This is a genomic window from Chryseobacterium sp. CFS15 (assembly GCF_031118795.1).
Lineage (GTDB): Bacteria > Bacteroidota > Bacteroidia > Flavobacteriales > Weeksellaceae > Chryseobacterium > Chryseobacterium indoltheticum.
Map to the genome: position 1 here is coordinate 181,558 of NZ_JAVHYL010000003.1, position 25,593 is coordinate 207,150.

Genomic DNA, 25,593 nt, shown 5'->3' on the forward strand with positions numbered 1-25,593 from the left:
TCTAAAAGATTTAAAATTTTAATTTCATAAGCGAAATTTTATCTTTTCCTGCAAAAACAACCGTATTTCCATCAACCCATTTGCAAACATAAAATCCTTTTTCATCAGAAATTTTCTTCCAAGTTTTTCCGAAATCTGAAGAATAACTGATGTGTTGATCTCCAACCGAAATCATTTCCTTTCCTTTAGAATTAGGTTTTATTTTTACACACGTTGTATATCCAGCATTTTTTCCTGATGCTTGAATCTGCCAGGTTTTTCCTCCGTCATTTGTGGTTGCAATATTATTGACATTGGCTTCCTGTTTTGTGTAATCACCACCAACTGCAACTCCGAATTTTTCGTTTGCGAAATCAATTGAATACATTCCCTGAGCCGATTCTCCCTGAACGAAAGGTGTTTTATAAACATTTGATTTTAAAGTAGTATAATCTATCTTAATAATTCTTGAGCTTTTACCTCCTGTTGCAATCCAGATATTAGTTCCCTGATGAGCAATATTGGTATTACTTGCTGCAAAAGCCGCTTCACCTTCATTCAACTTTATAGTATTAAAGCCTTCTCTTTTGGTGAGTGTATTGAAATCCAAAACAGCATTCAATTTTGGCATTATAAAAGATAATTTCAGATTCAAATCTTTTGCGGGATCACTGAAAGTAACCGCATGCTCATCATTTACAAAAATTAATGCATCGTAAAATGCCGTTTTTAAGGTATCTGTATAAGTATTTACAACCGAAAGGTCTTTTTTATCTATTCTAAAAAAATGAGCCGGACTTTCAATATTAATAGCGTAAAAAGCGTCTTTATTTTGTGCTAATGTTCTAAACTGTAAATTCTTTTCAGAGAGTTTAATCTGTTTTTGAATTTTATGATCTTTTAAATCAACAAAGCCAAATTTAGAATCTGTTCCGCTGTACCAGACTTTATTATCGTACAATTCGATTGCTCTGATGCTAATTTTATCATTTAAAATAGTTTCAAAATTTTCAATTTTTTGAGAAAACATCAATAAACCAATCGTAGAAAACAACAAAGTGAAGATCTTTTTCATAATAACAAAAATAAAAAAATCCGCAGAAGTAGACTGCGGATTGTAAAAGTATATATTTAAAACTTATTTCTCGATAAATTCATCGTAACCACCTTTGTTAAGAACACTGTTACGTTTCCCATACAAGAAGTAAATTAGAAGTCCTAAAGCCAACCAGCCAATTGCCATGTAGATTGCGCTAGGCTCTAAGTTGATGATCAAATAAATATTGATTAAAATACCTAATGATGCTACAACAGGAAGCATAGGAGTTTTGAAACCTCTTTTTAGTTCCGGTTTTTTTACTCTCAAAAGCCAAACTGCAAAACAAACCATTGTAAATGCAAATAAAGTCCCGAAACTACACATGTGTACCAAAGTACTGATTGGTGTAAGTGCTGCAACTGTAGCTACAATTAAACCTAAAAGAATAGTGTTTTTATAAGGAGTTTTTCTTACCGGGTGAATTTCTTTAAACATTTTCGGAAGAAGACCGTCTTTTGCCATTCCTAAGAAAATTCTAGACTGTCCCAACATCATTACCAATAATACAGAGATTAATCCAATAGTTGCTGCAACAGTGATCAAGATTACTGCCCAGTTCATTCCGGTAGCCTTCTCAAAAGCGACAGCAACAGGTGCCGTTAATGCATCAGGAACCGATCCGAAATCTTTATAACTCATCATTCCCGTAAGAACTAATGACATTAAGATATATAAAGCTGTACAAACCAACAACGAAGTAATAATTGCAAAAGGGATATCTTTTCTAGGATTTTTTGCTTCTGCAGCCTGCGTAGAAACGGCATCAAAGCCAATGTATGCAAAGAAAACAGCAGCTGCTCCAGCAATAATACCGTTGAAACCATACGCTGCTCCCATTTTTCCATCTGACTGAAGAATCATTTTTTCGTCCGGAATGAATGGTGTAAGATTATCCATATTGATAAATAAAGCTCCAACAACGATTACAAAAACAACAACTGAAGTTTTTAAAATCACAATCATATTGTTTGCCCCTGCAGCTTCTTTAGTACCCTTTACCAAAATTGAAGTAACAATCAAAACAATGATAAATGCCGGTAAATTAAACGCAAAGTTAGGCTCTGTTAAACCATGAGCTACTGCATATTGTTTTGCTGTAGCAAAATCATTGGTGAGATAATAAGGAAGTTCAACATTAATGATTTTCAAAAATTTATTGAAATACCCCGACCAGGAAACGGCCACCGTCATAGAGCCCATCGCATATTCCAGCACCAATCCCCAACCGATAAGCCAAGCGAATACCTCGCCTACCGTTCCGTATGCATAAGCATAAGCCGAACCTTCAACGGGTAATAAAGCAGCAAATTCTGCATAGCAGAGTGCGGCAAATATACAGGCAATACCTGCAACGACGAATGATAAAGCTAAAGCAGGACCCGCATGATAATAAGCTCCGGTACCTGTAAGTACAAAAATTCCACCTCCGATAATTGCTCCGATACCAATGGCAGTAAGGCTCCATTTCCCCAGAACTCTTTTGAGCTCACTCTTTTTCATATCAGCCTCATAGGCTCCGAGCGGTTTTGTTTTCCAAATATTTGACATATTGTTTTCTTTGTTTTAAAGATTTACGAAAATATAAAAAATTTGGAGACCTTAACATTTATTAATAAACTTTCGTCAATTTATTTTCATTTTAAGTTGTACAAAATTGATTTTCACCTTCTTTAATGTATTTTAAAATACTGTATTTTTTGCTTATTTTTGAAACCATGAATATGTATGATCTTTTCATAAAACCCTACGAATCATATACTGACGCACAAATTTTTCTTGAAACCTTTGCCACTGTCTTAGGAATTATGAGTGTATTTTTTTCAATTAAAAAGAACATCTGGGTCTATCCTACAGGAATTATTTCTACCGTCATCTATGTTTACCTTCTTTTTATCGCTGGCTTGCTTGGAGATTGTATGATCAATGTATATTATTCAATAATGAGTGTTTATGGATGGATTTTGTGGAACAAAAATTCCGAAGACCAGATTCACGTAGAAGTTTCCTGGGCAAAAAAGAAAGAATGGATGATGGCGGCAATGCTTTTTATATTAAGCATATTTTTAGTGATGATTATTTATTACTATAAACCTTATATCGATAATCATTTTTCATCACAGAATATAGAATTTGGTTTTTACCATCTGGATTGGGCAAATTGGCTTGATGTTTTTACAACTTCTGTATTTTTAGTCGGAATGTGGCTGATGGCGAAAAGACGCATTGAGAATTGGGCTTTCTGGATTTTGGGCGATCTAATTTCTATTCCTATGTATATTTATAAAGGATACGGAATAACTTCGGTTCAATATTTGGTATTTACCATAATGGCAATCATAGGATATGTCAACTGGAAAAAAAGTTTTAAAGAAAAAAATACAGTACAGTTATGAAAAATATATTAAAAATAACAGCGGGTCTTCTACTTGGTTTTAGCTTGGCATCTTGTGCTGCTTACGGTGGCAACTACGGTGCTTATGGAGATCCTTATTATGATAACGGATATTATTACGCTCCTTCAGGATATTATGGTTCCGGTGGTTATTATGGTAACGACGGATATTATTACAGAGACGATATGCGATATTATTACGACAACGGTGTACCTTATTACTACGGAGATAATAGAAATAAAGTCTACATACAACGTAATTCGGGAGCTGTAGGAAACGTTACAACAAGTCAAAGACCTAATAACGGTGTAGGAAACGGGAATAACTCTTACCGATACAATAACAGTCAAAGAACTTACAATAATAATCCGCCTAGAAATAACTCGAATAACGGTGTGAGAAGCCAAAGTAACTCAAGCACTCGGAATCAAAGTCAGAGAAACGGTGGGATGAGAAATCAGCAGCAGCCTACACAGAACAATAGCGGAAACTATAGAAACAACACGCAGACAACGCCTCAAAACAACAATAATTCGGATAACAATCCTCAAAGAAGCGGATCAAGAAGATAATCATTCTAAATAATAAAACGGACAGCAATCGCTGTTCGTTTTTTCGTTTTAATTACATTAATTTTGCAGGCTAATTTTAGAGAGAACAGAAGTATGGAATTTTATAAATATCAGGGAACTGGAAACGACTTTGTAATGGTAGACAATCGCTCCGGAGAGTGGGATGGCCTTTCAATTGCGAATATTCAAAAATTGTGCGACCGCCGTTTCGGAATTGGCGCAGACGGATTGATTAAAATAAACGCAGCCGAAAATGTAGATTTTGAAGTTGATTACTATAATTCTGACGGTTCCAAAAGCTTCTGCGGAAACGGTGCCCGTTGTTCAGTGGCTTTTGCTCACTTCCTTTCGATTTTTAAAAATAATAAAACTGTATTTACGGCGATTGACGGACTTCATGAAGCCGAAATTAACGGAAATATTGTAAAGCTGAAAATGGGTGATGTTACAACGATTACCAATGACGGCGAAGATTCTGTTTTAGATACAGGCTCACCTCACTACATTAAATATGTTGAAGATATTGCCAATTTCAACGTTTTCGCAGAGGGAAACAGCATTAGAAATTCTGAAAATTATAAAGAAAAAGGCATCAATGTCAATTTTGTTGAAAATATTTCTGACGACGAAATTTTCGTAAGAACCTATGAACGAGGCGTTGAGGATGAAACTTTCAGTTGTGGAACAGGAGTTACAGCTTCTGCTTTAACTTTTTTGAAAAAAAGCAATCTAACTTCCATAAAAGTTAAAACGTTGGGCGGCGACCTGAAAGTTTATGCTGAAAAAGATGGAGAAACATTCCGTCAGATTTGGTTAGAAGGCCCCGCTAAGCAAGTGTTTACAGGAAAATTAGATCTTCTTTAGAAAAACATTAAAACTTTTAATCTATTAATTATAATGAAAAAAGCTATTCTCATTATTGTACTCCTTATTCTTGCGGTAGCAGGATTTTTTGGTTTAAAATTCTACAGTAAGTATTACGGAAGCAACGTCTCAAAAGACGGATATGTTTTGATTCCGCATGGGGCAAATTTTAATCAGGTTTTAGATTCTATCCGTCCGTATGTCGATAATAAAGAATCATTTGTCGATGTTGCAAAAGATAAAGACATGGATGAATACTTCAAACCGGGTCGTTATCATTTTGCTAAAGGTGCCAACAATACGAGTTTGGTGAATATGATAAAAGCCGGAAATCAAACTGAGAACTCATTCAGAATTGGTGATTTCGGAGATATTTATCAGATGGTAGGGAAAGTGAGTAAAAAAACTGAGCTTGATTCATTAAAATTCGTCAACGATCTCGATAAAATAGCTTCTGAAAAAGGATACAAAAATGCTGAAGATTTAAAAAAATATTTCTTCATCGATACTTATAATTTTTTCTGGACCGTTACTCCAAAAGAATTTTTCAAAAAATTTGAAGATCAGTACAACGAATTTTGGACTGCAGAAAGAAAAGCTAAAGAACAACAATCTGGTTTAACAAGAGATCAAATTTATGCTTTGGCATCTATTGTTTACAAAGAATCGGGAGGAAAACCGGACGAAATGAAAACCATTGCCGGTTTATATTTAAACAGATATAAAAAAGGAATGAAACTACAATCTGACCCAACCGTTATTTACGCAATAAACAAACAGACCAACTTTAAAGAATCTATCAAAAGAGTTTTTTATAAACACCTTTCCACTCCATCACCTTATAACACATACGCTAATGCAGGAATTCCTCCGGGACCTATTTGTGTGGTAGATAAAAATTCTGTGGATGCGGTTTTAAGCCCTGAAAAACACGATTATATTTTCATGTGTGCAGATCCGGAAAGATTTGGATTCCACAAATTTACAGCAAGCGCAGAGCAACATGTCATCAATGCAAAAGCGTATCAGGATTGGCTAAATTCAAAAAATATCAAATAAGAAATATATTTAACTTTATTTTAACAAATTAATAATTAACATTTAGCTCTTAAAGACGACCTATCTATTAAAAATAATAAACGAATCGTGAAATTATAATTTTAAAAGGTTTAATGAATTAATAAAATTAAAGCCTTTTTGATTACAATTTTATCTAAAGAATACCTTATGAATCAGACGGAAATAATCAGTATTTTCACAAAGAAAACCCTAGGACTTACTTTTGTATTATCTGCAGCAGCTTTTGCTTTTGCTCAGGATAAAGTAGGAGTTTCGGGTACTGTAGTTGATAAAAGCAACCAACCTGTTGCTTATGCTTCTGTAACTTTTAGCAATAAAGCAAGTAAACTGTTGAGCGATGCGACGCTTACCGACGAAAAAGGAAACTACAAACTAGATCTTACTCCCGGTAATTACGATGTTATCGTCGAAGCAATCGATTACAAAAAAAGCGTTATCAATAAACAGATTACAACCGCTGGAAGTATTGGTTCACTTTCTATAGAGCCTGAGGCAACAAATACCAATCTAAAAACGCAGGATATTCAAGGCGTTGTGATTACAGCAACGGCAAAACCATATAAAGTTGAACTGGATAAAAGAACGTATGACCCGTCTCAGGATATTGTAAGTAAAGGCGGTAATCTTCAGGATGTTTTATCAAACGTACCCTCGGTTTCTGTAGATACAGACGGAACAGTTTCGATGAGAGGAAGCTCAAACGTTCGTTTTTTAATTAATGGAAAACCTTCTGCCCTTCTTGGGATTGATGACGGAGCCAACGCATTACAAAGTATTCCTGCCGATCAGATTGAAAGAATTGAAGTGATTACCAACCCTTCTTCAAAATTTGAAGCAAGCGGAACTGCAGGTATTTTAAATATTATTTTAAAGAAGAATAAAAAGACAGGTTTCAACGGTAGTGTTACCGGAACTTTAGGATATTTACCTCAAACTAATTTAAACACAAATCTGAGCTGGAGAAAAGGTAATCTTACCTGGTTTTTGAATGGTGGCGGTGGTTACCGTGAATCTAAAAATACGAATAGAACTGATAATTATTTTACTAATGTAACTAAAATCGGAAGTACTGTTCAAAGCAACCAAGAGAACATTAGTGAGAGCCAAAATAAAAATTATAATGCTTCGGGAGGAATTGTTTATGATTTTTCTGATAAAACTTCTTTTAACTTATCGGGAACTGTAAGAACATTTGATAGCGAAAATTCTGGTAACGTTACATATAATAACCAACTTTTTAGCGCTCCTGATACTTTTAGAAATAGATTAACCAACAGTGTTAATAATAACCTCGCATTTCAAGGTGACATAGGACTAGACCATAAATTTGACGATAAAGGTCAGAATATTGCTTTATCATTGAGTTTACAAAGCAACAGATCCTACAACGATACCAACATTGATGAGACCAATAATGGTAACTTCGAACTGCAAAATATTATCAATCAAACTACCAAAAATAAAACATTAATCGGTAAAGCGGATTATGAACTTCCTATTGGAGAGAATTCTAGAATTGAAGCAGGATACAGAATTGATATTAATCAAAATGATTATGATAATGATGTAAGAGAAAGTACTGTGAAAATTCCTACTTTGAATTTCTTAGGAACATATACTTATGAAGCAAGATATAAAGAAATGTTCAATGCAGGATATTTACAATTTAAAAGTAAAATTGGAAAATTAGGTTATCAGGTAGGAGTAAGAAATGAATATTCAAATATAGACATTGATTATGCAAATCTAAACCCTGCAGATGAAGATATTAGAACAAGAAAAAGTTATAATAATCTTTTCCCAAGTGTTTATTTAAGTTACGAATTAGCTAAAGACAGTCAGTTTTTACTAAATTACACAAGAAGAATAGACAGACCGAGATCTTTCTTTTTAATACCTAATCCTAGTTATAATGACAACCAAAATATCTTTGATGGAAATATCAATTTAAATCCGTCTTATGTTGATTCTTACGAATTTGGTTATAGTATTTCTAAAAAGAAATTTACAATCAATCCAACTATTTATTATAGACATCAGACAGATGATACAAAAATGCTGGTTTATAATGAAAAAGTATTAATTGATGATCCTAAGTTCCCAGATCTACCCGACGAAGAAAAAGAAGAAAGAATTGTTTTCCATACAAAACCTATCAATTTAGGATCGGATGATCGTTTTGGTTTAGATATAAACTTTAACTGGGATGCAACAAGCTGGTTGAAATTTTTAGGGAATGTTGATTTATTCGGATACAAAACAAAAGGTAGCGTACTTTATAACACTTTGGATAATAATGGAAACCCAATCATAGCAACAGCAGATTTTAACGGTAGTGGTTTTTCTACAAGAGCAAGATTGACTTCCACATTTAAAATTGACAAAACATTTAGCTTCCAGTTGCAAGGTTTCTACAGAGGAGGACAAAAAACTGCTTATCAGGATAGAAAAGATATGTATGCTTTAAATTTAGGAGCATCAAAAACAATTTGGAATGGTAACGGAACATTGTCATTTAATGTACAAGATATTTTCAATACGAGAGCAATGAGATCTACTACTTATGGTGAGAACTTTACTCGAGAATCTTACATGCAATGGCAGCCAAGACAGTTTGCAGTATCTTTAACCTACAGATTTAAGCAAGGTGAAAAGATTGAGCAGCCGAAGAGAAAGAAAGACGTAAATTCTAATGCTACAGGCGACGACCAACAAGGCGGGCCAATGTAATATCATTGACAATCAATCATAAAAAAGTCCCGAAATTAATTTTTCGGGACTTTTTTTATTTTAATTTTTGCATTTCAGCTTCATATATTCTTTTCCTTAAATCACTGGAAGAAAAACGGTGATCTCTTTTATTATAAAAAATCTCAATACCTTTTTCCTCACAATATTTTTTACCTGTGAAGTCACGATCGAAATAATCATCTCCGATTATTCTTACATCAATCACAAAAGACTTTAAAATATCTTCTAAATCTTGTTCTGTATAATAAGGAATAATTTCATCCACTGCATTTACAGCTTTTAGCTGGATATATCGCTCAACAATGGTTTGAGTGGGTTTATTCTTTGTGGGACGATCATGTGACGGATCAATCTGTAAGCCAACAATCAGGTAATCACAAACCGTTTTGGCTTCTTCCAACATTTTGATATGACCTGCATGCAGTAAATCAAATGAGGAAAATGTAATGCCTATTCTTTCCGTTTTCATATTATTTATACTGTTATTTGTAATTTTAATTTTTTCGCGACACCAAATATTTCTGCCATTCCCATACCGTTTTCAAAGCTTCTTCCAATGAAGTTTCAGATTTCCAATTAAGCTCTTTTTCCGCTTTATCAGCATTAGCATAAGCAATAATGATATCACCTTCTCTCCTATCGCAAATCTGATAAGGTACAGCGACTTCATTTGCAGATTCAAATGCCTGTACTACTTCCAAAACTGACGAACCTCTTCCTGTGCCCAGATTATAAATATCAATTACGGTTTCTTCAGAATTTTTATTCATTAAACTTTTTAATGCAGCAACGTGAGCTTTCGCCAGGTCTACAACATAAATATAGTCACGAATTGCAGTTCCGTCTTCCGTAGGATAATCATTACCCCAAATATTTAGTTTCTCACGGATTCCTGCAGCTGTCTGCATCAAATAAGGTACCAAATTATTCGGAATTCCGATCGGTAATTCTCCCAATAAAGCTGAAGGATGTGCTCCAATAGGGTTAAAATATCTCAAAAGGCAGATTTTGCTATGATAAGCTTTGGCAAAATCTTTTAAGATCTCTTCTCCCATCTGCTTGGTTTTCCCGTACACACTTTCGGGCATTTTTAGAGGGGTCTCTTCATTAATTGGCATTTCATCAGCTTGTCCGTAAACCGTACAAGATGAACTGAAAATAAAATTTGAAATTTTTCTGGCTTTAAATTCCTGAAGAATATTGATTAGCGAAAACAGATTATTTTCATAATAATCAATTGGTTTTTCCTGACTTTCACCAACTGCTTTAAAAGCTGCAAAATTAATGCAACCCTCAATCTCATGTGCATCAAAAACCTGATTAAGAAGTTCTTTTCTTTTCAGATCAAAAGGATAAAATATAGGTCGTTTACCTGTAATTTCCTCAATATTATGTAAAATAAATTTTTCTGAATTAGATAAATCATCAACAATGATTACTTCAAAGTTATTATTGATTAATTCTACAACGGTGTGAGAACCGATGTATCCAAGTCCGCCTGTGACTAGTATTGCCATTGTTTATTTATATTTTTTTTAATCTTCTTTTTTACCTATTCTGTCTATCTCACTAACAAAATCGACATCTTGTATTTTATACAAATTTATAATTGTTGAAATTATTATAATTATAATGAAAAATTGAAATGTTTTTGACTGGAAGGAAATACCTGTAAAAAATAGTTTCAATCCAAGAAAAAAAGCAAATACACCTAAATTAATATTTAAATAAAAAACAGCTTTATTATACTTCTCAATTAAATTTACAAATGAAAATAGGCTTATTATCAATGTAAATAATGTGATCAATAATTTGAAAAAATTAGAATCCGTAAATAATGAAATAAATGCAAATAATGATATTAACATTAATATTATTGTGGTACTAATTGCTAGATAGTATACAGCTTTATATTTAAAGACTTTTCTTTTCATTCTCCCATAAACTCCAACACAGCATCCGTAATATACTTCAACTGTTCTTCATCTAATTCTGTATGCATCGGAAGTGAAATTACCTGATCCAAAAGCTTGTCTGTATTCACAAAATCTGCATCATTACTTTCCTGATAATACGCTTTTTGTTTTCTTAGAGCGACAGGATAATAGATCATAGCCGGAATTTCTTTTTCAGTAAGGAATTTCTGTAATTCGTTACGTTTCCCGTTTACAATTCTTAAAGTATATTGATGAAATACGTGGGTTGAGTTTTCTGCTCTTTTCGGAGTCAGAATATTTGCATTCCCTGCAAAAGCTTCGTCATAATAATCAGCTGCTTTTCTTCTTGCATCGTTATAAGAATCAAGATTCGGAAGTTTTTTTCTTAAAATTGCAGCCTGAATACTGTCTAGTCTTGAGTTTACTCCTACTTCGTCATGGTAATATCTTTCGTACATTCCGTGGTTTACAATTCCTCTTAAACGGTGAGCCAGCTCATCATTATTGGTGAAAATTGCCCCACCATCACCGTAGCAACCTAAGTTTTTAGATGGAAAAAAAGAAGTTGTTCCAACTGTAGACATCGTTCCTGCATGTCGTACGCTTCCATCTGAAAAAGTATATTGAGAACCGATTGCCTGCGCATTATCTTCGATTACAAATAAATTATGTTCTTCAGCAATTTTTAAAATCTCTTCCATATTGGCACATTGTCCGAAAATATGAACCGGAATAATCGCTTTTGTTTTAGGAGTAATTGCCTTTTTTATCGCTTCTGTAGAAATAGTAAAAGTATCGTAATCCACATCTACCAAGACAGATTTTAGTTTTAATAAATGAATAACTTCAACGGTGGCTGCAAAAGTAAAATCAGCGGTGATTACTTCGTCCCCTTCCTGTAGATCTAGGCCCATCAAAGCAATTTGCAAAGCATCGGTTCCGTTGGCACAAGGAATTACGTGTTTTACATCCAGGTAAGTTTCCATTTCATTTTGGAAAGATTTTACTTCAGGTCCGTTAATAAAAGCAGCAGAATCCATTACATTTAAAACCGCATTGTCTACATCATTTTTAATTTTGTAATACTGACTTTGCAAGTCAACCATCTGTATCTTTTTCATATGTAAATTTTATTTTTTAAGTTTTGTTTAATTGCTTTTGTGTTTTAATTCTTTTTTTCATCAATAAAGCAATTTCTCAAACGAATATTTTCGTAAAAATAAGGATTTTAAAGTGCTATCAAAAATTTTATTGATTTTGTTTTATCTTTATCAAAAATTATTAGATGAAAAAACTTTTACTGTTTTGTTTTTTAGCAGGTTACTTCACTGTTTCCGCTCAAACCGAACTTGTTTTTGTTTATTTTACCGGCAAACCCAACAAAGCGGCGTTTTATGCTAATCCTCTTACCGAACTTAGCCAAAAGTCGCTTGACAGGCGTACCGCTTTAGGGATTGCACTCAATGATCAAGATGCTCCCATTGAGCAATCATATATTCAAAACTTACAAAATTTGGGATTCGCCATCACTGATTATTCAAAATGGCTGAATGGTGTTGCCGTAAATGCGAATCAAGCTCAGGTAAACTTAATTAAAACACAGCCTTTTGTACAGTCGGTAGAAAGTTTTGCTAAAAATTCTTCTTTAGTTTTAAAAACTCAAAATACCAATAAATGGTCAGAATTTGAATCGACACAGAAAAACCAAACTGTATTCGATTATGGTTCAGGATCTGAGCAGATTGATCAAATCAATTTAAGACCGCTCCATCTTGCAGGATTTACCGGAACCGGAGTAACAATCGCCGTAATTGATACCGGATTTCCTTCCGTAAATACGGGTTCGGCATTTTCAAGATTATGGACGAATAATAAAATAAAAGGCGGCTACGATTTTGTTTCTAAAGGCACAGACATCTACAATACTTCGCTAAACAACCACGGAACGGTAGTTTTAGGAGCAATTGGCGGTTATATTGCCAATACATTTGTAGGTTCTGCACCCGATGCAGATTTTTATCTTTACCGCAGCGAAAATTCGACAGTTGAAGTTCCTGAAGAAGAATTATACTGGATTGAAGCTGCAGAAGAAGCCGACAGAAAAGGCGTTGATATTATCACAACTTCTTTAGGTTACAATAATTTTGATGACCCGAAATACAGTTACAGTTATACCGATATGAACGGTACAAAATCTTTTATCGGAAGAGCCAGTGAAATTGCTGTAAACAAAGGGATTTTTGTGTTAATTGCAGCGGGAAATTCTGGTGAAGTTCCCTGGCATTATATTACAACTCCTGCGGATAATGTGAAAGTTTTTAGTATTGGTTCGGTAGATGTTGCTGGAAATGCTTCTGCATTTTCATCTTATGGTCCCAATTCTTTAGGAATGATAAAACCGGATGCAAGCACAAGAGGAACTTCATCTGCAACAGTAGACAATAACACAATGATCTCAGTTTCGGGAACTTCGATTGCAACGCCTATCGCAGCAGGTGGAGTTGCCTGTTTAATTCAGGCTTTCCCGACAATGAACAGGGATGTAATGAGAACTAACCTAAGACAGAGTGCTTCATTATTTCCGGCTCATAATGATCAAATGGGATATGGAATTCTGAATTTTGGAAGTTTTTACAACTCTACATTAAATACTTCAGAGCTCGTTAAAAAGAAAACCATAGCAATCTTCCCAAATCCCGTAAAAAACATCCTCAATATTGCGACTGAAGCACAAATTATTTCAACGGAGGTTTACGATAATCTGGGAAGAATGATTTTAAAATCTGCTCAAAGATCTATCAAAGTAGAAGATTTCGCAAAAGGAACTTATTATTTAAAAATTCAAACCAAGGATAAAGTGTATTATGAAAAGTTTCTGAAACAATAAACTGATTATTTTTTCAAAAATTCTAAAATATCCTGATTAAGCTGATCTGCATTTTCGAAAGGAATCATGTGAGTGGCGTCTTTATAGATTCTCAGTTCTGAGTTAGCGATTTGTTTAGCTAAAAACTCGGTATGACTTTGTTTAATGACATCTTTTTCCCCGGCAATGACTAATACTTTACTCTGAATTTTGTTGAGTTGTTTTTCACTGATATTCGGTTCTTTCAGCATCAGTTTCAACAGTCTTCTTTCATTCAGTTTTTCAGGATTATTTTGCAGCTGGAAAACTTTATATTTAATATTAAAATTATTGATTAATTCCTGATCAACACCATCCGGAAAAGCATTTGCACCAATTGTGATCAATCGATTTAAATTTTGTGGATATTTTAAAGCAAATTCCAATCCTGTATTTCCACCGTCACTCCATCCTGCAATATTGATTTTTTGTAACCCCAAATGATCAGCCAAAGCTTTTACATCATCTGCAAAAATCTTATAATTAAAATCATTTTTAGTTTTATCGATACTTTTTCCCTGCGCTCTTGTATCTATCACAATCACTTTATATTGCTTTGAAAGTACCGGGATTTGCTGGTAAAAATCTTTAATACTTCCCGAATTTCCGTGAAGTAAAAAAAGCGGTTCTCCTTCACCATAAACTTCATAATAAAGGTCTGCGTTTTTCAGCTTCAACACCTTTCCAACCTCTAAATTTTTCCCGAAAACACTTTCTTCAGATGCAGCCTGATAACTTCCTACATCCGGAAAAAGAGAAGCAATACTTTCTTCACTCAATTCTTCGTGCTTATTTTCATCTTTTGCATTTTTATCCACTTTTACATCAATATTTATGGCCGGAGCAGCAATAGTCATTTTCTTCCATTCATCATAAAACTTTCTGATATATCCCGTTCTGAAAAGCGCAGCACTGATATTTAACCTGCCTTCAAACTCTCTCAAAAACTGAATTCCCACAAAAAATTTTCCCTGAACCCAAATATTTTTGTCATTCACATCCAAAGTAAAAGTTCCGTCAACAATTTTATCTTTTGTTAATTCAACCGTAATTTCTTCATCCAAAATACTTTCATTTGGCAAACCATTCTTTTCATTATAAATCGTATATCGCATAATTACAGGTCGATCTGCCGTAATACTTGCAATATTCAGATTGATATTTTTAATTTTTGATTTTTTACTCGCTTTAAATTCCAATGCAGTTTCTCCTAAAAAATCTTCTTTTCTGAATGCCGGATTTACCGAATACATCACACTTTTAGTCTTCGTATTCACTCCCCAATTTTTATCGACTAATTTTTTAGTTTTTAATACAACTTCCTGAATATTTTTCACTTTTTCTTTCAAATAAATCTTCTGTTGATCTTGCTTAATAAAATTGGCAACAGTTTCACTAAAAGGCTCGTACCCCGCAACTTCGACTTTAATCTTATTTGAAGTGTTTGCTTTAGAAAGATCGATTGTAAAATTCCCGTTTTCATCGGTAATGACGCCAATATTTTCTTTATCTACACCAATTTTGGCATAAGAAACCGGTTGGTTTTCATTTTTAGAAATTACAGTTCCGGAAATGGTTTGTGAATAATAAATACTGGTGGTCAACAGCAATGGTAAAAGATTGATTTTTTTCATAATAATAATTTGAAGCAAAAATCTCAAATTCGTCTACAAATCACTCATAAAATCCTATTAAATTTAAATTCTGATTAGTTAAAAATAATATAAATAATCACATAAAAGTGAACGGAAATCTTAATTTATTTAAAAGGTTTTCTCTGGATCCATCCTACTTTTGGATTTAATGATGTGAAAATCTTTTCCATAAAAGGATTGATGGCTTTGTTGTTATGTTTAATTAAACCAAAAATCTCTACAGGTTCGGCACCAATTGTAGATTTTATTTCGAGAGCTGTTCTGCCGAAAACAATACGTTTAGACTGATTTGAAACTCCAAATTCGGTCATATCAAAAAGCATGTTTAGGTAAATCTGTTTTTCTTTTTGAATCTCTTTATCATAGCCTAAAAAATACGTATCAATATCGTTATTATTAAGAATTAAAGTATAAAAGCCAATCAGTTTTTCATTAAAAAAATATCCGAAAACTTTGAAATTATCCTTCAGATTTTGTTTCATACTTTCAAAATGATTTTCTGTGAGGAAAAATGTATTGAAAGGAGCATTTTCTGCAACGTTTTGATATAAAATATTCATTTCATTCCGATACTTTTTAATTGACTCAATATCCAATTCTCTTTTTTGAATTCCGTCAATCTTTTTCTTTGCTGATTTCAATCTTGCTCTGTATTTTTTAGACAAGTCGTTAGAATAATCTTCAAAGGTTTTCCACTCCGGTTTTATATTTAAAATCATATTAGGCTGAACTGAAAACCTATAAAATGACTTAAATTTTTCTTTATCAAAATTCTTCAAAAACGATTTCTGATAATCTTTATAAATGACTAAAGACGTTTTCCCAAATACATTCGATACACCTTTGGAAGCCTCCTTCAATAAAGTGATCGCTTTTTCGGTTGAAATTTTTAATGTATTGAAATAAAAACCGTTTTGTCCGGTCAGCATATTATTTCCCAAGATCATTACATCTTTACTCAACTGTTTAGCCAAAAAATTTCTTATGCTGCACAACATCTCCCCTTTCTGAAAGCTTTTATGCTCGATGAAATTTAAATATTGGAATAAAGCTCCGCCAATCAAATCCTCATCAGAAAAGAAACCAACAAAAGAATATTTCATATTTGTCGGTTTTGATTCTTCCAAAACACAAAAATACTCTTCAGACAACATAATATTGTGTTGCCCGATTATGGAGTTCCATTCTTCAGGAAGTTCTTTAGTTGAATTAAAAATCTTAAAGTTGTAATACATTAAAAAGACAATAAATTCAGTTTTGATATAGAATCTGTTTCATAAATCTACATTAAAATAATTACAAAAAATTCAGAATAGATTTTGAATAATCTTAAAACTTTCAGAAATTCTTTCCGGATTGGTAATATAATAGTAAACAACATAAGGAATACCGGGCAATATTTCTAAAATGATCGCAAATAACGGCAACAGCAGATAAAGAAATATAGGAAATTTTCTTTTCATCGAAATTTTCTTGATCATTGCATTCCAGATGATTTTTATCCGGTCTCTATCATTCCATAAAATTAAAAGGCATAAGATAAAATAAAATATAAAGCGTCTTGCAAAAGCCTGCCCCATTCCGGCATCCATAAAACTCAAATCCATTAAAACAATATTCGCAGCAATAGGAATAAAAAATACAACACCCAAAATCGCTGTTGATTCAAACAGAAGTAAGATTCCCGTAATAATTTGAAGTATTCCTACTGTTGTTTTTAAAGGTTCATGATCAAATAAAAACCACATTACTTTAAACAAAGGCAAATCTTTCAACGGAACCTGCAGATCACTGGATGAAACTCCAAACTGACCATCCACAAGTTTACTGTAGCCGTACTTTATAAAAGTAAAAGCAAGTAAAAATCTTGCGACTAAAATGAAATAGTCCCAATATCTTTTTTTAGGAACCAAACGTAATTTTGCAAACATATTTTTAAGGTTTAATTTTTGTATTTTTGCCGCTCAATTGAAATTTCAAATAAAATCTTCATAATATAATGAATTACGTTTCTGTCGAAAACCTTACCAAATCATATGGCATCAAAACTTTGTTTAAAAATATATCATTTCACGTAAATGAAGGTGACAAAATTGCCATTGTTGCCAAAAATGGTAGCGGAAAATCTACACTTCTGAAAATCTTAATGGGAAAAGAGATTGCAGACAGCGGTTCGGTAGTCATTAGTAAAGATATTCAGGTGGTTTTGTTTGATCAGGAAATCGATTTTGATTCTGATTTGACGATTGAAGAATTTATGATGACTTTAGATTCGGCCCCAATCAGAGCGTTAAAAAATTATCACAAATCATTATTGTCTGACGACCATGATTTTATGGAAAAAGCTTTGGCTGAAATGGAAATCCACAAAGCCTGGGATCTTGAGAATGAGATGACACAAATTCTTTCTCAGCTAAAAATTACAGATCTTGAAGCGAAAATGGGAATGCTTTCGGGTGGACAGATTAAACGTGTTGCCTTAGCAAAACTTTTAACAGAAACCAGAGCCGAGCACCGTCATACTCTTTTGATTATGGATGAGCCGACCAACCACTTGGATGTGGAAATGGTAGAATGGCTTGAAAATTATTTGAATAAAGCAAAAATCACATTAATTCTTGTTACTCACGACCGTTATTTCCTTGATGCTGTTTGCGGAATTATCTGGGAAATGGAAGATCAGAATATGTATTTCCACAATGGTTCGTATGCGACTTATCTTGAAAACAAAATGATTCGTGAGGATAACATGAATTCTACCATCGATAAAGCGCAAAACCTTTACAGAAAAGAGTTGGAATGGATGCGAAGACAGCCTAAAGCGAGAACTACCAAATCAAAATCCAGACAAGATGATTTTTACGAAACTGAAAAAGTAGCTAAAACAGATACCAGAAAAGAGTCTTTGGAGCTTGATTTTGAAATGAAAAGATTGGGTAATAAAATTCTGGAACTTAAAGATATTTCTAAAAGTTATGGTGATAAATTGTTGCTGAAAGATTTCAGTTATTCTTTTCAAAGAGGCGAAAAGGTAGGAATTGTAGGGAAAAACGGAGCCGGAAAATCTACTTTACTCAATATCATTCAAGGTTTTGAACCAAAAGATTCAGGAGAAATTGAAACCGGAGAAACCATTAAGTTCGGATATTTTTCACAGAAAGGCCTCAAATATAAAGAGGAAGAAAGGGTGATTGATTTCATCAAAGAAATTTCGGAGAACTTTCCTTTGGCCAACGGAAGAACGATTACTGCATCGCAGTTTTTAAGATTATTCTTATTTGACGATCAAACGCAATATTCACCGATCTCTAAACTTTCGGGAGGTGAAAAAAGAAGACTGCATTTGATGTATATTCTTTATCAAAACCCAAACTTTTTGATTTTTGATGAGCCCACGAATGATCTTGACCTTCCGACTTTGACGGTTTTGGAAAATTTCCTTTTAAATTTTCAGGGAAGTTTGATTATCGTTTCCCACGACAGATATTTTATGGATCGTATTGTTGATCATATTTTAGCGTTTGAAGGCGAAGGAAAAATCAAAGATTTCATCGGAAACTTTTCAGAATACCGAGAAAATAAAAAACTTGAAGACGGAAACCAAAAAAATGAAGATAAAAAAGCAAAAACTGTTGTTGAAAAAGTAATTGAAAAACCAGTTGTTGCTGAAGCTCCAAAAACTCAAGCTCCAAAAAAGAAACTTTCTTTCAAAGAACAGCGCGAATTGGAAACCATTGAAAAAGAGATTCCGGAATTTGAAGGTAAAAGAGCCGCCATTTTGGAACAACTGAATAATGAAACTGATTACGAAAAAATATCAAAACTTTCTGCCGAATTGGAAAGCCTTGCCGAAAAGCTGGAAAACCACGAAATGAGATGGCTTGAGCTTCAGGATTAAATAAAATTAAAAATAGCTATTCAGTGATTGAATAGCTATTTTTTTTATGATTTTAAATTACTTTTTCCTGATCATCGTAAAAATACTGTAAAAAAGAAACGCCGTTCCCAAAACAAGAAAACCGTATCGTAAGTAGATATTATCCTCTACTAAAGTCATGGCAATCCCCACAAACAGCAACCCGATTATTGTAAAACTTGAACTTCTTTTTTGCATTAATTTAGTTTTTGAAATGTATGTTTATTTCAGTTCGATAATTTTACCTTTTTTTGAGCTTTCAAGTGCAGCTTCTATGATTTTCATGTTTTGTACAACCTCATTTCCCAGAGATGGCAAAGCATATCCAAAAACAATATGTTCGTAGATTTGCTGATAATAATTCATATAATTTCCGAATTCACTTGAAGTTAACACTCTTTTGGTTTCAGAATTTTCGTTTAAATAAGTAAGGATTCCGTCAGATTCTTTCAGAGGTTCCATCCATTCTTTTCCATATGCAGGAATCTTTCCTGCCGTCAATTCATTTTCCTGATTATCGGTACGCTCCTGTAAAAAACTTCCTTTATCGCCATGAATTTTATAAGCAAAATGTTCTTCTTTGGTAAAAACAGAAGATTTCAACCTTACCCGTAAATCATTTTTATAATAAAACAAAATTTCAAAATAATCGTTAGCGAAATCTTCTCCTTTCATTGAAAAAACATCTGCAAAAAGCTTATCTGGAAAACCAAAAAGCTGCACCGCCTGATCGACCAGATGCGAACCCAAATCATGCATTGATCCGGAGCCGTTTTGCTCAGGATTTTCTTTATGCTCTTTTCCACTTGGTTCTGTTCTGAATCTGTCAAAACGGATTTCGGTTTCTCTTACATTTCCTAATTTTCCTTCCGCTAAAACCTTCTGTACCTGAAGATAATCGCGATCGAATCTCCTATTTTGATAAACGCTTAAAAAAAGATTTTTATTTTCGGCCAGATTCACCAGTTCTTCTGCTTCTGAAACAGTAACGGTAAACGGTTTTTCTACAATTACATTTTTCCCTGCATCCAAAGCCATTTTCACATACTCAAAATGAGTCTGAACCGGCGTATTTACAACCACAACCTCAATATCTGCATTTTCTAACATCTCTTCTACCGAACGGTAAATTTCTGCATCCGGATATTTTTCTTTAGAATCTTCCTTCGATCTTTCAACCACAGCAGACATAAAAAAACCGGGATGCTCTTTTAAAAACGGAGCATGAAAAACTTTACCGCTCATTCCAAATGCACACAGACCTACTTTTACCAATTGCATAGACTTATTTTTTAACAAAGATATTTAAAATTACAACATTAGAAAGGGAGAATAATCCTCTAAAAATAACATGACAAAAATCAGAAATTTATTTTTAACTATTCTAAATAACAATGATACATTTGCACAATATTTAAATCCACTCTACATATTCCAATGAAAAAACAAATTATCTCTTTAGGCTTTCTGATTATTACTATATCAGTAAGTGCTCAACTTAAAAACGCAGAAGCTGATACAATCAGAATCGGAACCATTGAAGATGTAAATATTCGTAAGACAGGAAATCCCAACAAGGCGACCCCAATGTCTACAAAATCGAATCTTACGGTAATGGAAACTCCACAACCCATTGCAATCGTGACTCATGATATCATTGAGCAACAGCAAGCAAAACAACTCAGCGATGTTTTGCAAAATGTAAACGGAATGTACGTTACCTCATCCAGAGGAAATTCCCAGGATAGCTTCGGAGGTCGTGGTTTTGCTCTCGGTAATGACAATATATTTAAAAACGGATCTAGAGTTAACAGTGGTGTTTTCCCTGAAGTAAGCGGATTAGAGAGAGTTGAGGTTTTGAAAGGAGCCAATGCGATGCTTTATGGAAATACTGCTGCAGGTGGCGTTATCAACATGATTACAAAAAAACCTAGGTTTGATTTTGGCGGAAGTGTTGGTTTGAATGCTGGTAGCTGGAATTCTTACAAACCAACAGTTGATATTTATGGTCCTCTTACAAAGAATATTGCATTCCGAGTAAATGGTGCTTACGAATATGCTGAAAGTTTCAGAGACGTTGTACAGTCTGAAAAGTATTATTTCAATCCTTCATTTTTGTTTAATCTGAGTCCTAAATCTCAATTAATTGTTGAAGCTGATTATCTTAAAAATGATTTCACTCCAGATTTTGGAATTGGCGCTATTGAAAATAAAGATAAAAGCTATTCTTTGAATACTGGGTTAGACAGAAGTGCATTTCTAGGAACAGATTGGCAGTATCAAAATGTAGAGCAGGTTTCTACCAACGTTACATTTAACCATAAATTTAGTGAAAATTGGTCGTTAAATTCTACGGCATCTTATCAGAATTATACTAAAGATTATTTTTCTACAGAAAGAGTTCAGTGGGCTTATGTAGCAGCAACTCCTAACCGACTTTCGTGGAACAGACCATTGAACAGAACGTATAACGAACAAAACTATACGTCTGCACAAATAAACCTGAATGGAGAATTCTATACAGGAAAAATAAATCATAAAGTTTTGATCGGTACCGATGCTGATTATGGTGTCGCTGATTCTTATGCTTATTATAATCCTGATAATAATAAAGCTTTTGGTACAAGTTATTATTTTGGTACAAATGGTGCATCAGGTATCAATGGGCAGCCTGGAACTATTTATCTTGATGATCAGTCTACTTGGGCTTCCGGAGCAATGCCAAACTCTGCAGCATTGAGTAAAACAAGAATCAATACCAGAAGAATTGGTGTTTATGCTCAAGATTTTATTAGCTTAACTAAAGAATTTAAAGTAATTGCAGGCTTACGTTGGTCGTATATTGAAAATATGCCTACCATAAAAACTGACTTTAAACTAGCAAAAAATAATATCGTTAATCCAAATTCTACAACTGGTAAAGGATTAGTAGATAACTCAGCATCTTCAGACCAGGCAATATCTCCAAAAGCAGGTTTAGTGTATATGCCAAATGAAAACCTTTCGGTATTTGCAACGTATACCAATTCATTTGTTGCAAACGTAGGTAAAGAAAGAAACGGAGAAGCATTAACACCTACCAATATTGATCAATATGAAGTTGGTGTAAAAAAGAATCTTTGGAATAACGCATTAGCAGTGAACTTAACAGTGTACCAAATTTTATACAAAAATTACTACCAAAATGCTTTAGATAACAATGGAAATGCTGTAGATCCTACAGGTTTAACAAAAGACTTTGCAGGGCAAATGAGAAGTCGCGGTGTTGAACTTGATATTACAGGAAATCCTACCGAAAACTTATCAATTATTGGAGGAGTTTCTTACAATAATTCGGTTTATCTGGACACCCCTGAAATGTTTGGATATGTAGAAGATCAAAGATTGGTAAGAACACCTGCAACTACGGCTAATGGTTCTGTTTTCTATAAATTTACAAAAATCGTTCCCGGACTTAAAGTGGGAGCAAGTGTATATTATATCGGTAATAGATTGGCTGGCTGGAATGATACGAAAACCGGAGCAAACAGCTTAGTAGTAAGAAATGGAGTGAGCAGAGTTTTTGAGGTAAAAGACTATACAACAGTTGCTCTATCTGCAGGATATGAATGGAAAAAATTCATGATTCAGGCAAAAGTTGGAAACCTGTTTGATGTCGAAAATTACAACGTTCACGAAAATTATTCTGTAAACCCTATCACACCAAGAAACTTTTATTTTACGCTTACGTATAAGCTTTAAATAATTTATTAATACTTCTATTAAAGTGGAAATTGCAAGATGCAGTTTCCACTTTATTTTTGCAACGTAATTTATAATAAGCAAAAAGTTATACTATGAAAATTTATTGCTTCAAATTATAGAAAGTAAAATAAAAAGAAAGAAAATAGCTTGAAAGAATTTTAACAATTTCTGCAGCTTTATTTCCCAACAGAACTTGGCAATCACAATTGAGACACCTTTAATTTAGCTTTACTCTTATAATAAAATCTTAAAAAAATCAAAAAAAAGTCTTTAACATTAACGTATTGGCACATTAATTGAATTTTAACTTTTATAAATAATAAACGTTAATATTAAAATAATAAATATGAAAAAATTAATTTTTACAGGAATTTTAGCTATCGCAGGTTTAGCTACAACTGCAAATGCTCAAATTCAAAAAGGTAACTGGATGGTAGGAAGCAGCTTACTTTCAAGCAACTTCGGACTAAACACTGGTGGAGGTTACAGTATTGCACTACAGCCTAAAGGAGCATATTTTGTAGAAGACAATGTTGCTGTCGGTGGTTATGTAAACTTAGGAATTTCTAAAGTAACAAACGGAAGCCCTACAAGATTTGATTATGGAGTTGGAGCTTTAGGTCGTTATTTCCTTTCACCAGGAGAAAAAGGAGTTGACAATTTATTAAATCACGGTAGATGGTTTTTTGAAGGTAACGTAGGTATTGGTGGATCTTCTGTTGAAAGTGGTAACTCGACAACTGGTTTAGATTTCGGAGTTGGTCCTGGTTATTCATATTTTATCACTCCAAACATTGGACTTGAAGGATTAGTAAAATATCAAGGACAAGCAGGATTTGGTAATGAAGGTTTAAACTCAAACATTACATTTAATGTTGGTTTCAGTATTTATTTACCAAGTTCAAAAGCTAAGCAAGTTGCAAATGATGTAAGATAATTTAATTACAACTTATATAAAATAAAGCGGCTCGGAAAATTTCCGAGCCGCTTTTTCAAATTAAAACTAAACTATATATAATAAATAAAAAATCTAAGCCTACTTATTGGGTTGCGGTGTGTATCGTAAATATGGTTTTATTTCTGTGACACCTTTAGGAAAAATATTTTTTGCATCTTCTGTAGAAATTGCTGGCGGAATAATGACATCATCACCGTCATTCCAGTTTACAGGGGTCGCAACTTTATGAGAATCTACCAACTGAAGAGAATCTAAGACTCTGTTGATTTCATTAAAATTCCTTCCTGTAGAAGCCGGATATGTAATAATCAATCTCACCCTCTTATCCGGATCTATAATTAACAAGGAACGAACCGTGGCAGTTGCAGAGGCATTGGGATGAATAAAATCATATTGTTCTGAAACTTTTCTATCTTTATCTGCAATGATCGGAAATTTTACTTCCGTATTTTGCGTTTCATTAATATCATCAATCCATTTTTTGTGATCTTCTACTCCATCCACACTTAAGGCAATCACTTTAGTATTTTTTTTCTCAAAATCAGACTGTAGTTTTGATGTAAAACCTAGTTCTGTTGTACAAACCGGAGTGAAATCTGCAGGATGCGAAAACAAAATCCCCCAGGAATCTCCTAAGTATTCATAAAAATCAATATTGCCTAACGACGACTCTGCCTGAAAGTTGGGTGCGGTATCTCCTAGTTTGATTGACATAATATTTCGTTTTATTAGTCTACAAATTTAATAGACTTTTTGTAACTGGCAAAATTTTTGCTTAAAAATTATATTAAAAATTAAAAGATTATTATGGAATATGGCTTAAGCTACGTAGATACAGTATATAAAGTTTTACAAAATTGGTATATCGCATTTGCAAAACTCACCCCGAAACTTGTTGTTGGAATTCTGGTTTTTTCACTCTTTCTTCTTACCAGTAAATATCTAAGTAAGCTTGCCGTAAAAATAATGCATAAGGTTTTTCCTCAAAGTAAGAACGAAGGATCTGTAATCACTATTATTGGAATTTTCCGATTCATTATTATGTTGATGGGAACATTCATTGCTCTTGAAATCATGGGATTCAGCGGTTTCTTATGGAAGTTTATAGGAAGTTTAGGAGTTGCGGGTGTTATTGCGGGTGTTGCGCTGAAAGATCTGGTATCGAGTATTTTCTCCGGAATGCTTATCGGGATTGATAAAGCTTTCAAAGTGGGAGATTATATTACAATAGGAAATCACTCGGGAACTGTACAGGACATTGGTTTTTTGACGACAAAATTGATTACAGATGACGGAAAAAAAGCATATATTCCCAATCAGGTCATCTTTAATGCACCGTTTTATAATATTACAGCTTCACCGCAAAGAAGAATTATTTTAGATTTTGAAATTCCTGCTGATGAAGATATAAGCAAAGCACAGCAAGGTATTTTGGAGGTTATAAAAAAATTACAAAACATCGATAAGCTTGAAACTGCTGAGGTTAATTTCACAAATCTCAAACAAGGGATTTTCACTCTTCAGGCTAAATTCTGGATCACAACCGGAGCCAATATGCTACACGTCAAAAGCGAAGCTTTAGAAAAGATAAAAAAGCAGTTAGACGCAGACCATATTCCTCTGGTTACGCCAACAAGTATCAATTTGATTAATCAGGTAAGTGAACCGACAAATCCTAATGACAAATTAGGTTTATAAAGAAGAGACTGTCTTTATGGCAGTCTCTTTTAATTTTATATT

At 33.5% G+C, this 25,593-nt stretch carries 21 protein-coding genes; 10 read left to right on the forward strand and 11 right to left on the reverse strand.

Annotated elements, in window-relative coordinates; genetic code table 11:
- Window positions 1-10 precede the first annotated feature (10 nt).
- Together OH814_RS06000 and OH814_RS06005 are read right to left on the reverse strand one after the other, a co-directional pair.
- The gene (locus OH814_RS06000) at window positions 11-1,054 is read right to left on the reverse strand and encodes a sialidase family protein (protein WP_308827517.1); all 1,044 of its coding nucleotides are present in this window, start codon (window positions 1,052-1,054) and stop codon (window positions 11-13) included.
- 63 nt (window positions 1,055-1,117) lie between these two features.
- Window positions 1,118-2,626, reverse strand: coding sequence for an APC family permease (locus OH814_RS06005; protein ID WP_115619409.1), 1,509 nt, complete (start codon window positions 2,624-2,626; stop codon window positions 1,118-1,120).
- Between the two features lie 167 nt (window positions 2,627-2,793).
- Between OH814_RS06005 and pnuC the strand changes: the two genes are divergently transcribed.
- The 5 genes from pnuC (at window position 2,794) to OH814_RS06030 (ending at window position 8,717) form a co-directional block, all read left to right on the forward strand.
- The gene (gene pnuC, locus OH814_RS06010) at window positions 2,794-3,471 is read left to right on the forward strand and encodes a nicotinamide riboside transporter PnuC (protein WP_308827695.1); all 678 of its coding nucleotides are present in this window, start codon (window positions 2,794-2,796) and stop codon (window positions 3,469-3,471) included.
- A complete protein-coding gene (locus tag OH814_RS06015; RefSeq protein ID WP_308827518.1) occupies window positions 3,468-4,043 on the forward strand; it encodes a hypothetical protein in 576 nt (191 codons plus the stop codon). The genes pnuC and OH814_RS06015 overlap by 4 nt, the downstream gene beginning before the upstream one ends.
- A 93-nt stretch (window positions 4,044-4,136) precedes the next feature.
- A complete protein-coding gene (dapF, locus tag OH814_RS06020) occupies window positions 4,137-4,907 on the forward strand; it encodes a diaminopimelate epimerase (protein ID WP_308827519.1) in 771 nt (256 codons plus the stop codon).
- Between the two features lie 33 nt (window positions 4,908-4,940).
- Entirely contained in the window at window positions 4,941-5,966 is a 1,026-nt protein-coding gene (gene mltG / locus OH814_RS06025) for an endolytic transglycosylase MltG (RefSeq protein WP_308827520.1), read from the forward strand.
- Between the two features lie 168 nt (window positions 5,967-6,134).
- Window positions 6,135-8,717: a TonB-dependent receptor domain-containing protein gene (locus OH814_RS06030; RefSeq protein WP_308827521.1), complete on the forward strand. Its 2,583-nt coding sequence runs from the start codon at window positions 6,135-6,137 to the stop codon at window positions 8,715-8,717.
- Window positions 8,718-8,772: 55 nt separating this feature from the next.
- Here OH814_RS06030 and OH814_RS06035 read toward each other — a convergent pair whose 3' ends face one another.
- The 3 genes from OH814_RS06035 to OH814_RS06045 form a co-directional block, all read right to left on the reverse strand.
- Complete coding sequence (locus OH814_RS06035) at window positions 8,773-9,207, reverse strand: adenylyltransferase/cytidyltransferase family protein (protein ID WP_076558959.1); 435 nt, start codon at window positions 9,205-9,207, stop codon at window positions 8,773-8,775.
- 25 nt (window positions 9,208-9,232) lie between these two features.
- Window positions 9,233-10,255, reverse strand: coding sequence for a UDP-glucose 4-epimerase GalE (gene galE, locus OH814_RS06040; protein ID WP_308827522.1), 1,023 nt, complete (start codon window positions 10,253-10,255; stop codon window positions 9,233-9,235).
- A 413-nt stretch (window positions 10,256-10,668) separates the two neighbouring features.
- A complete protein-coding gene (locus tag OH814_RS06045) occupies window positions 10,669-11,796 on the reverse strand; it encodes a DegT/DnrJ/EryC1/StrS aminotransferase family protein (protein ID WP_201134687.1) in 1,128 nt (375 codons plus the stop codon).
- 164 nt (window positions 11,797-11,960) lie between these two features.
- Between OH814_RS06045 and OH814_RS06050 the strand changes: the two genes are divergently transcribed.
- On the forward strand, window positions 11,961-13,562 hold the full coding sequence (locus OH814_RS06050) for a S8 family peptidase (RefSeq protein ID WP_279195323.1): 1,602 nt from the start codon (window positions 11,961-11,963) through the stop codon (window positions 13,560-13,562).
- A gap of 5 nt (window positions 13,563-13,567) precedes the next feature.
- Here OH814_RS06050 and OH814_RS06055 read toward each other — a convergent pair whose 3' ends face one another.
- From OH814_RS06055 to OH814_RS06065, 3 genes are all read right to left on the reverse strand, one after another.
- Window positions 13,568-15,214 carry an alpha/beta fold hydrolase gene (locus OH814_RS06055; protein ID WP_308827523.1) on the reverse strand — a complete coding sequence of 549 codons (1,647 nt, stop codon included), beginning with the start codon at window positions 15,212-15,214 and terminating at the stop codon, window positions 13,568-13,570.
- 125 nt (window positions 15,215-15,339) lie between these two features.
- Window positions 15,340-16,470: an 8-amino-7-oxononanoate synthase gene (locus OH814_RS06060; protein WP_308827524.1), complete on the reverse strand. Its 1,131-nt coding sequence runs from the start codon at window positions 16,468-16,470 to the stop codon at window positions 15,340-15,342.
- A gap of 72 nt (window positions 16,471-16,542) precedes the next feature.
- Window positions 16,543-17,166, reverse strand: a complete 624-nt coding sequence (locus tag OH814_RS06065) for a hypothetical protein (RefSeq protein WP_308827525.1) — start codon at window positions 17,164-17,166, stop codon at window positions 16,543-16,545.
- Window positions 17,167-17,234: 68 nt separating this feature from the next.
- Between OH814_RS06065 and OH814_RS06070 the strand changes: the two genes are divergently transcribed.
- The gene (locus OH814_RS06070; RefSeq protein ID WP_308827526.1) at window positions 17,235-19,133 is read left to right on the forward strand and encodes an ABC-F family ATP-binding cassette domain-containing protein; all 1,899 of its coding nucleotides are present in this window, start codon (window positions 17,235-17,237) and stop codon (window positions 19,131-19,133) included.
- Window positions 19,134-19,190: 57 nt separating this feature from the next.
- On the opposite strand, the gene OH814_RS06075 is transcribed toward OH814_RS06070, so the two are convergent.
- The gene (locus tag OH814_RS06075; RefSeq protein WP_181898825.1) at window positions 19,191-19,349 is read right to left on the reverse strand and encodes a hypothetical protein; all 159 of its coding nucleotides are present in this window, start codon (window positions 19,347-19,349) and stop codon (window positions 19,191-19,193) included.
- 24 nt (window positions 19,350-19,373) lie between these two features.
- Window positions 19,374-20,432, reverse strand: coding sequence for a Gfo/Idh/MocA family oxidoreductase (locus OH814_RS06080; RefSeq protein WP_308827527.1), 1,059 nt, complete (start codon window positions 20,430-20,432; stop codon window positions 19,374-19,376).
- A 156-nt stretch (window positions 20,433-20,588) separates the two neighbouring features.
- Between OH814_RS06080 and OH814_RS06085 the strand changes: the two genes are divergently transcribed.
- A complete protein-coding gene (locus OH814_RS06085) occupies window positions 20,589-22,892 on the forward strand; it encodes a TonB-dependent siderophore receptor (RefSeq protein WP_308827528.1) in 2,304 nt (767 codons plus the stop codon).
- Between the two features lie 349 nt (window positions 22,893-23,241).
- The gene (locus OH814_RS06090; protein ID WP_115619424.1) at window positions 23,242-23,832 is read left to right on the forward strand and encodes a hypothetical protein; all 591 of its coding nucleotides are present in this window, start codon (window positions 23,242-23,244) and stop codon (window positions 23,830-23,832) included.
- Between the two features lie 99 nt (window positions 23,833-23,931).
- Here OH814_RS06090 and OH814_RS06095 read toward each other — a convergent pair whose 3' ends face one another.
- Entirely contained in the window at window positions 23,932-24,567 is a 636-nt protein-coding gene (locus OH814_RS06095; protein ID WP_308827529.1) for a peroxiredoxin, read from the reverse strand.
- Window positions 24,568-24,660: 93 nt separating this feature from the next.
- Between OH814_RS06095 and OH814_RS06100 the strand changes: the two genes are divergently transcribed.
- Window positions 24,661-25,551: a mechanosensitive ion channel family protein gene (locus OH814_RS06100; RefSeq protein ID WP_308827530.1), complete on the forward strand. Its 891-nt coding sequence runs from the start codon at window positions 24,661-24,663 to the stop codon at window positions 25,549-25,551.
- Window positions 25,552-25,593 lie beyond the last annotated feature (42 nt).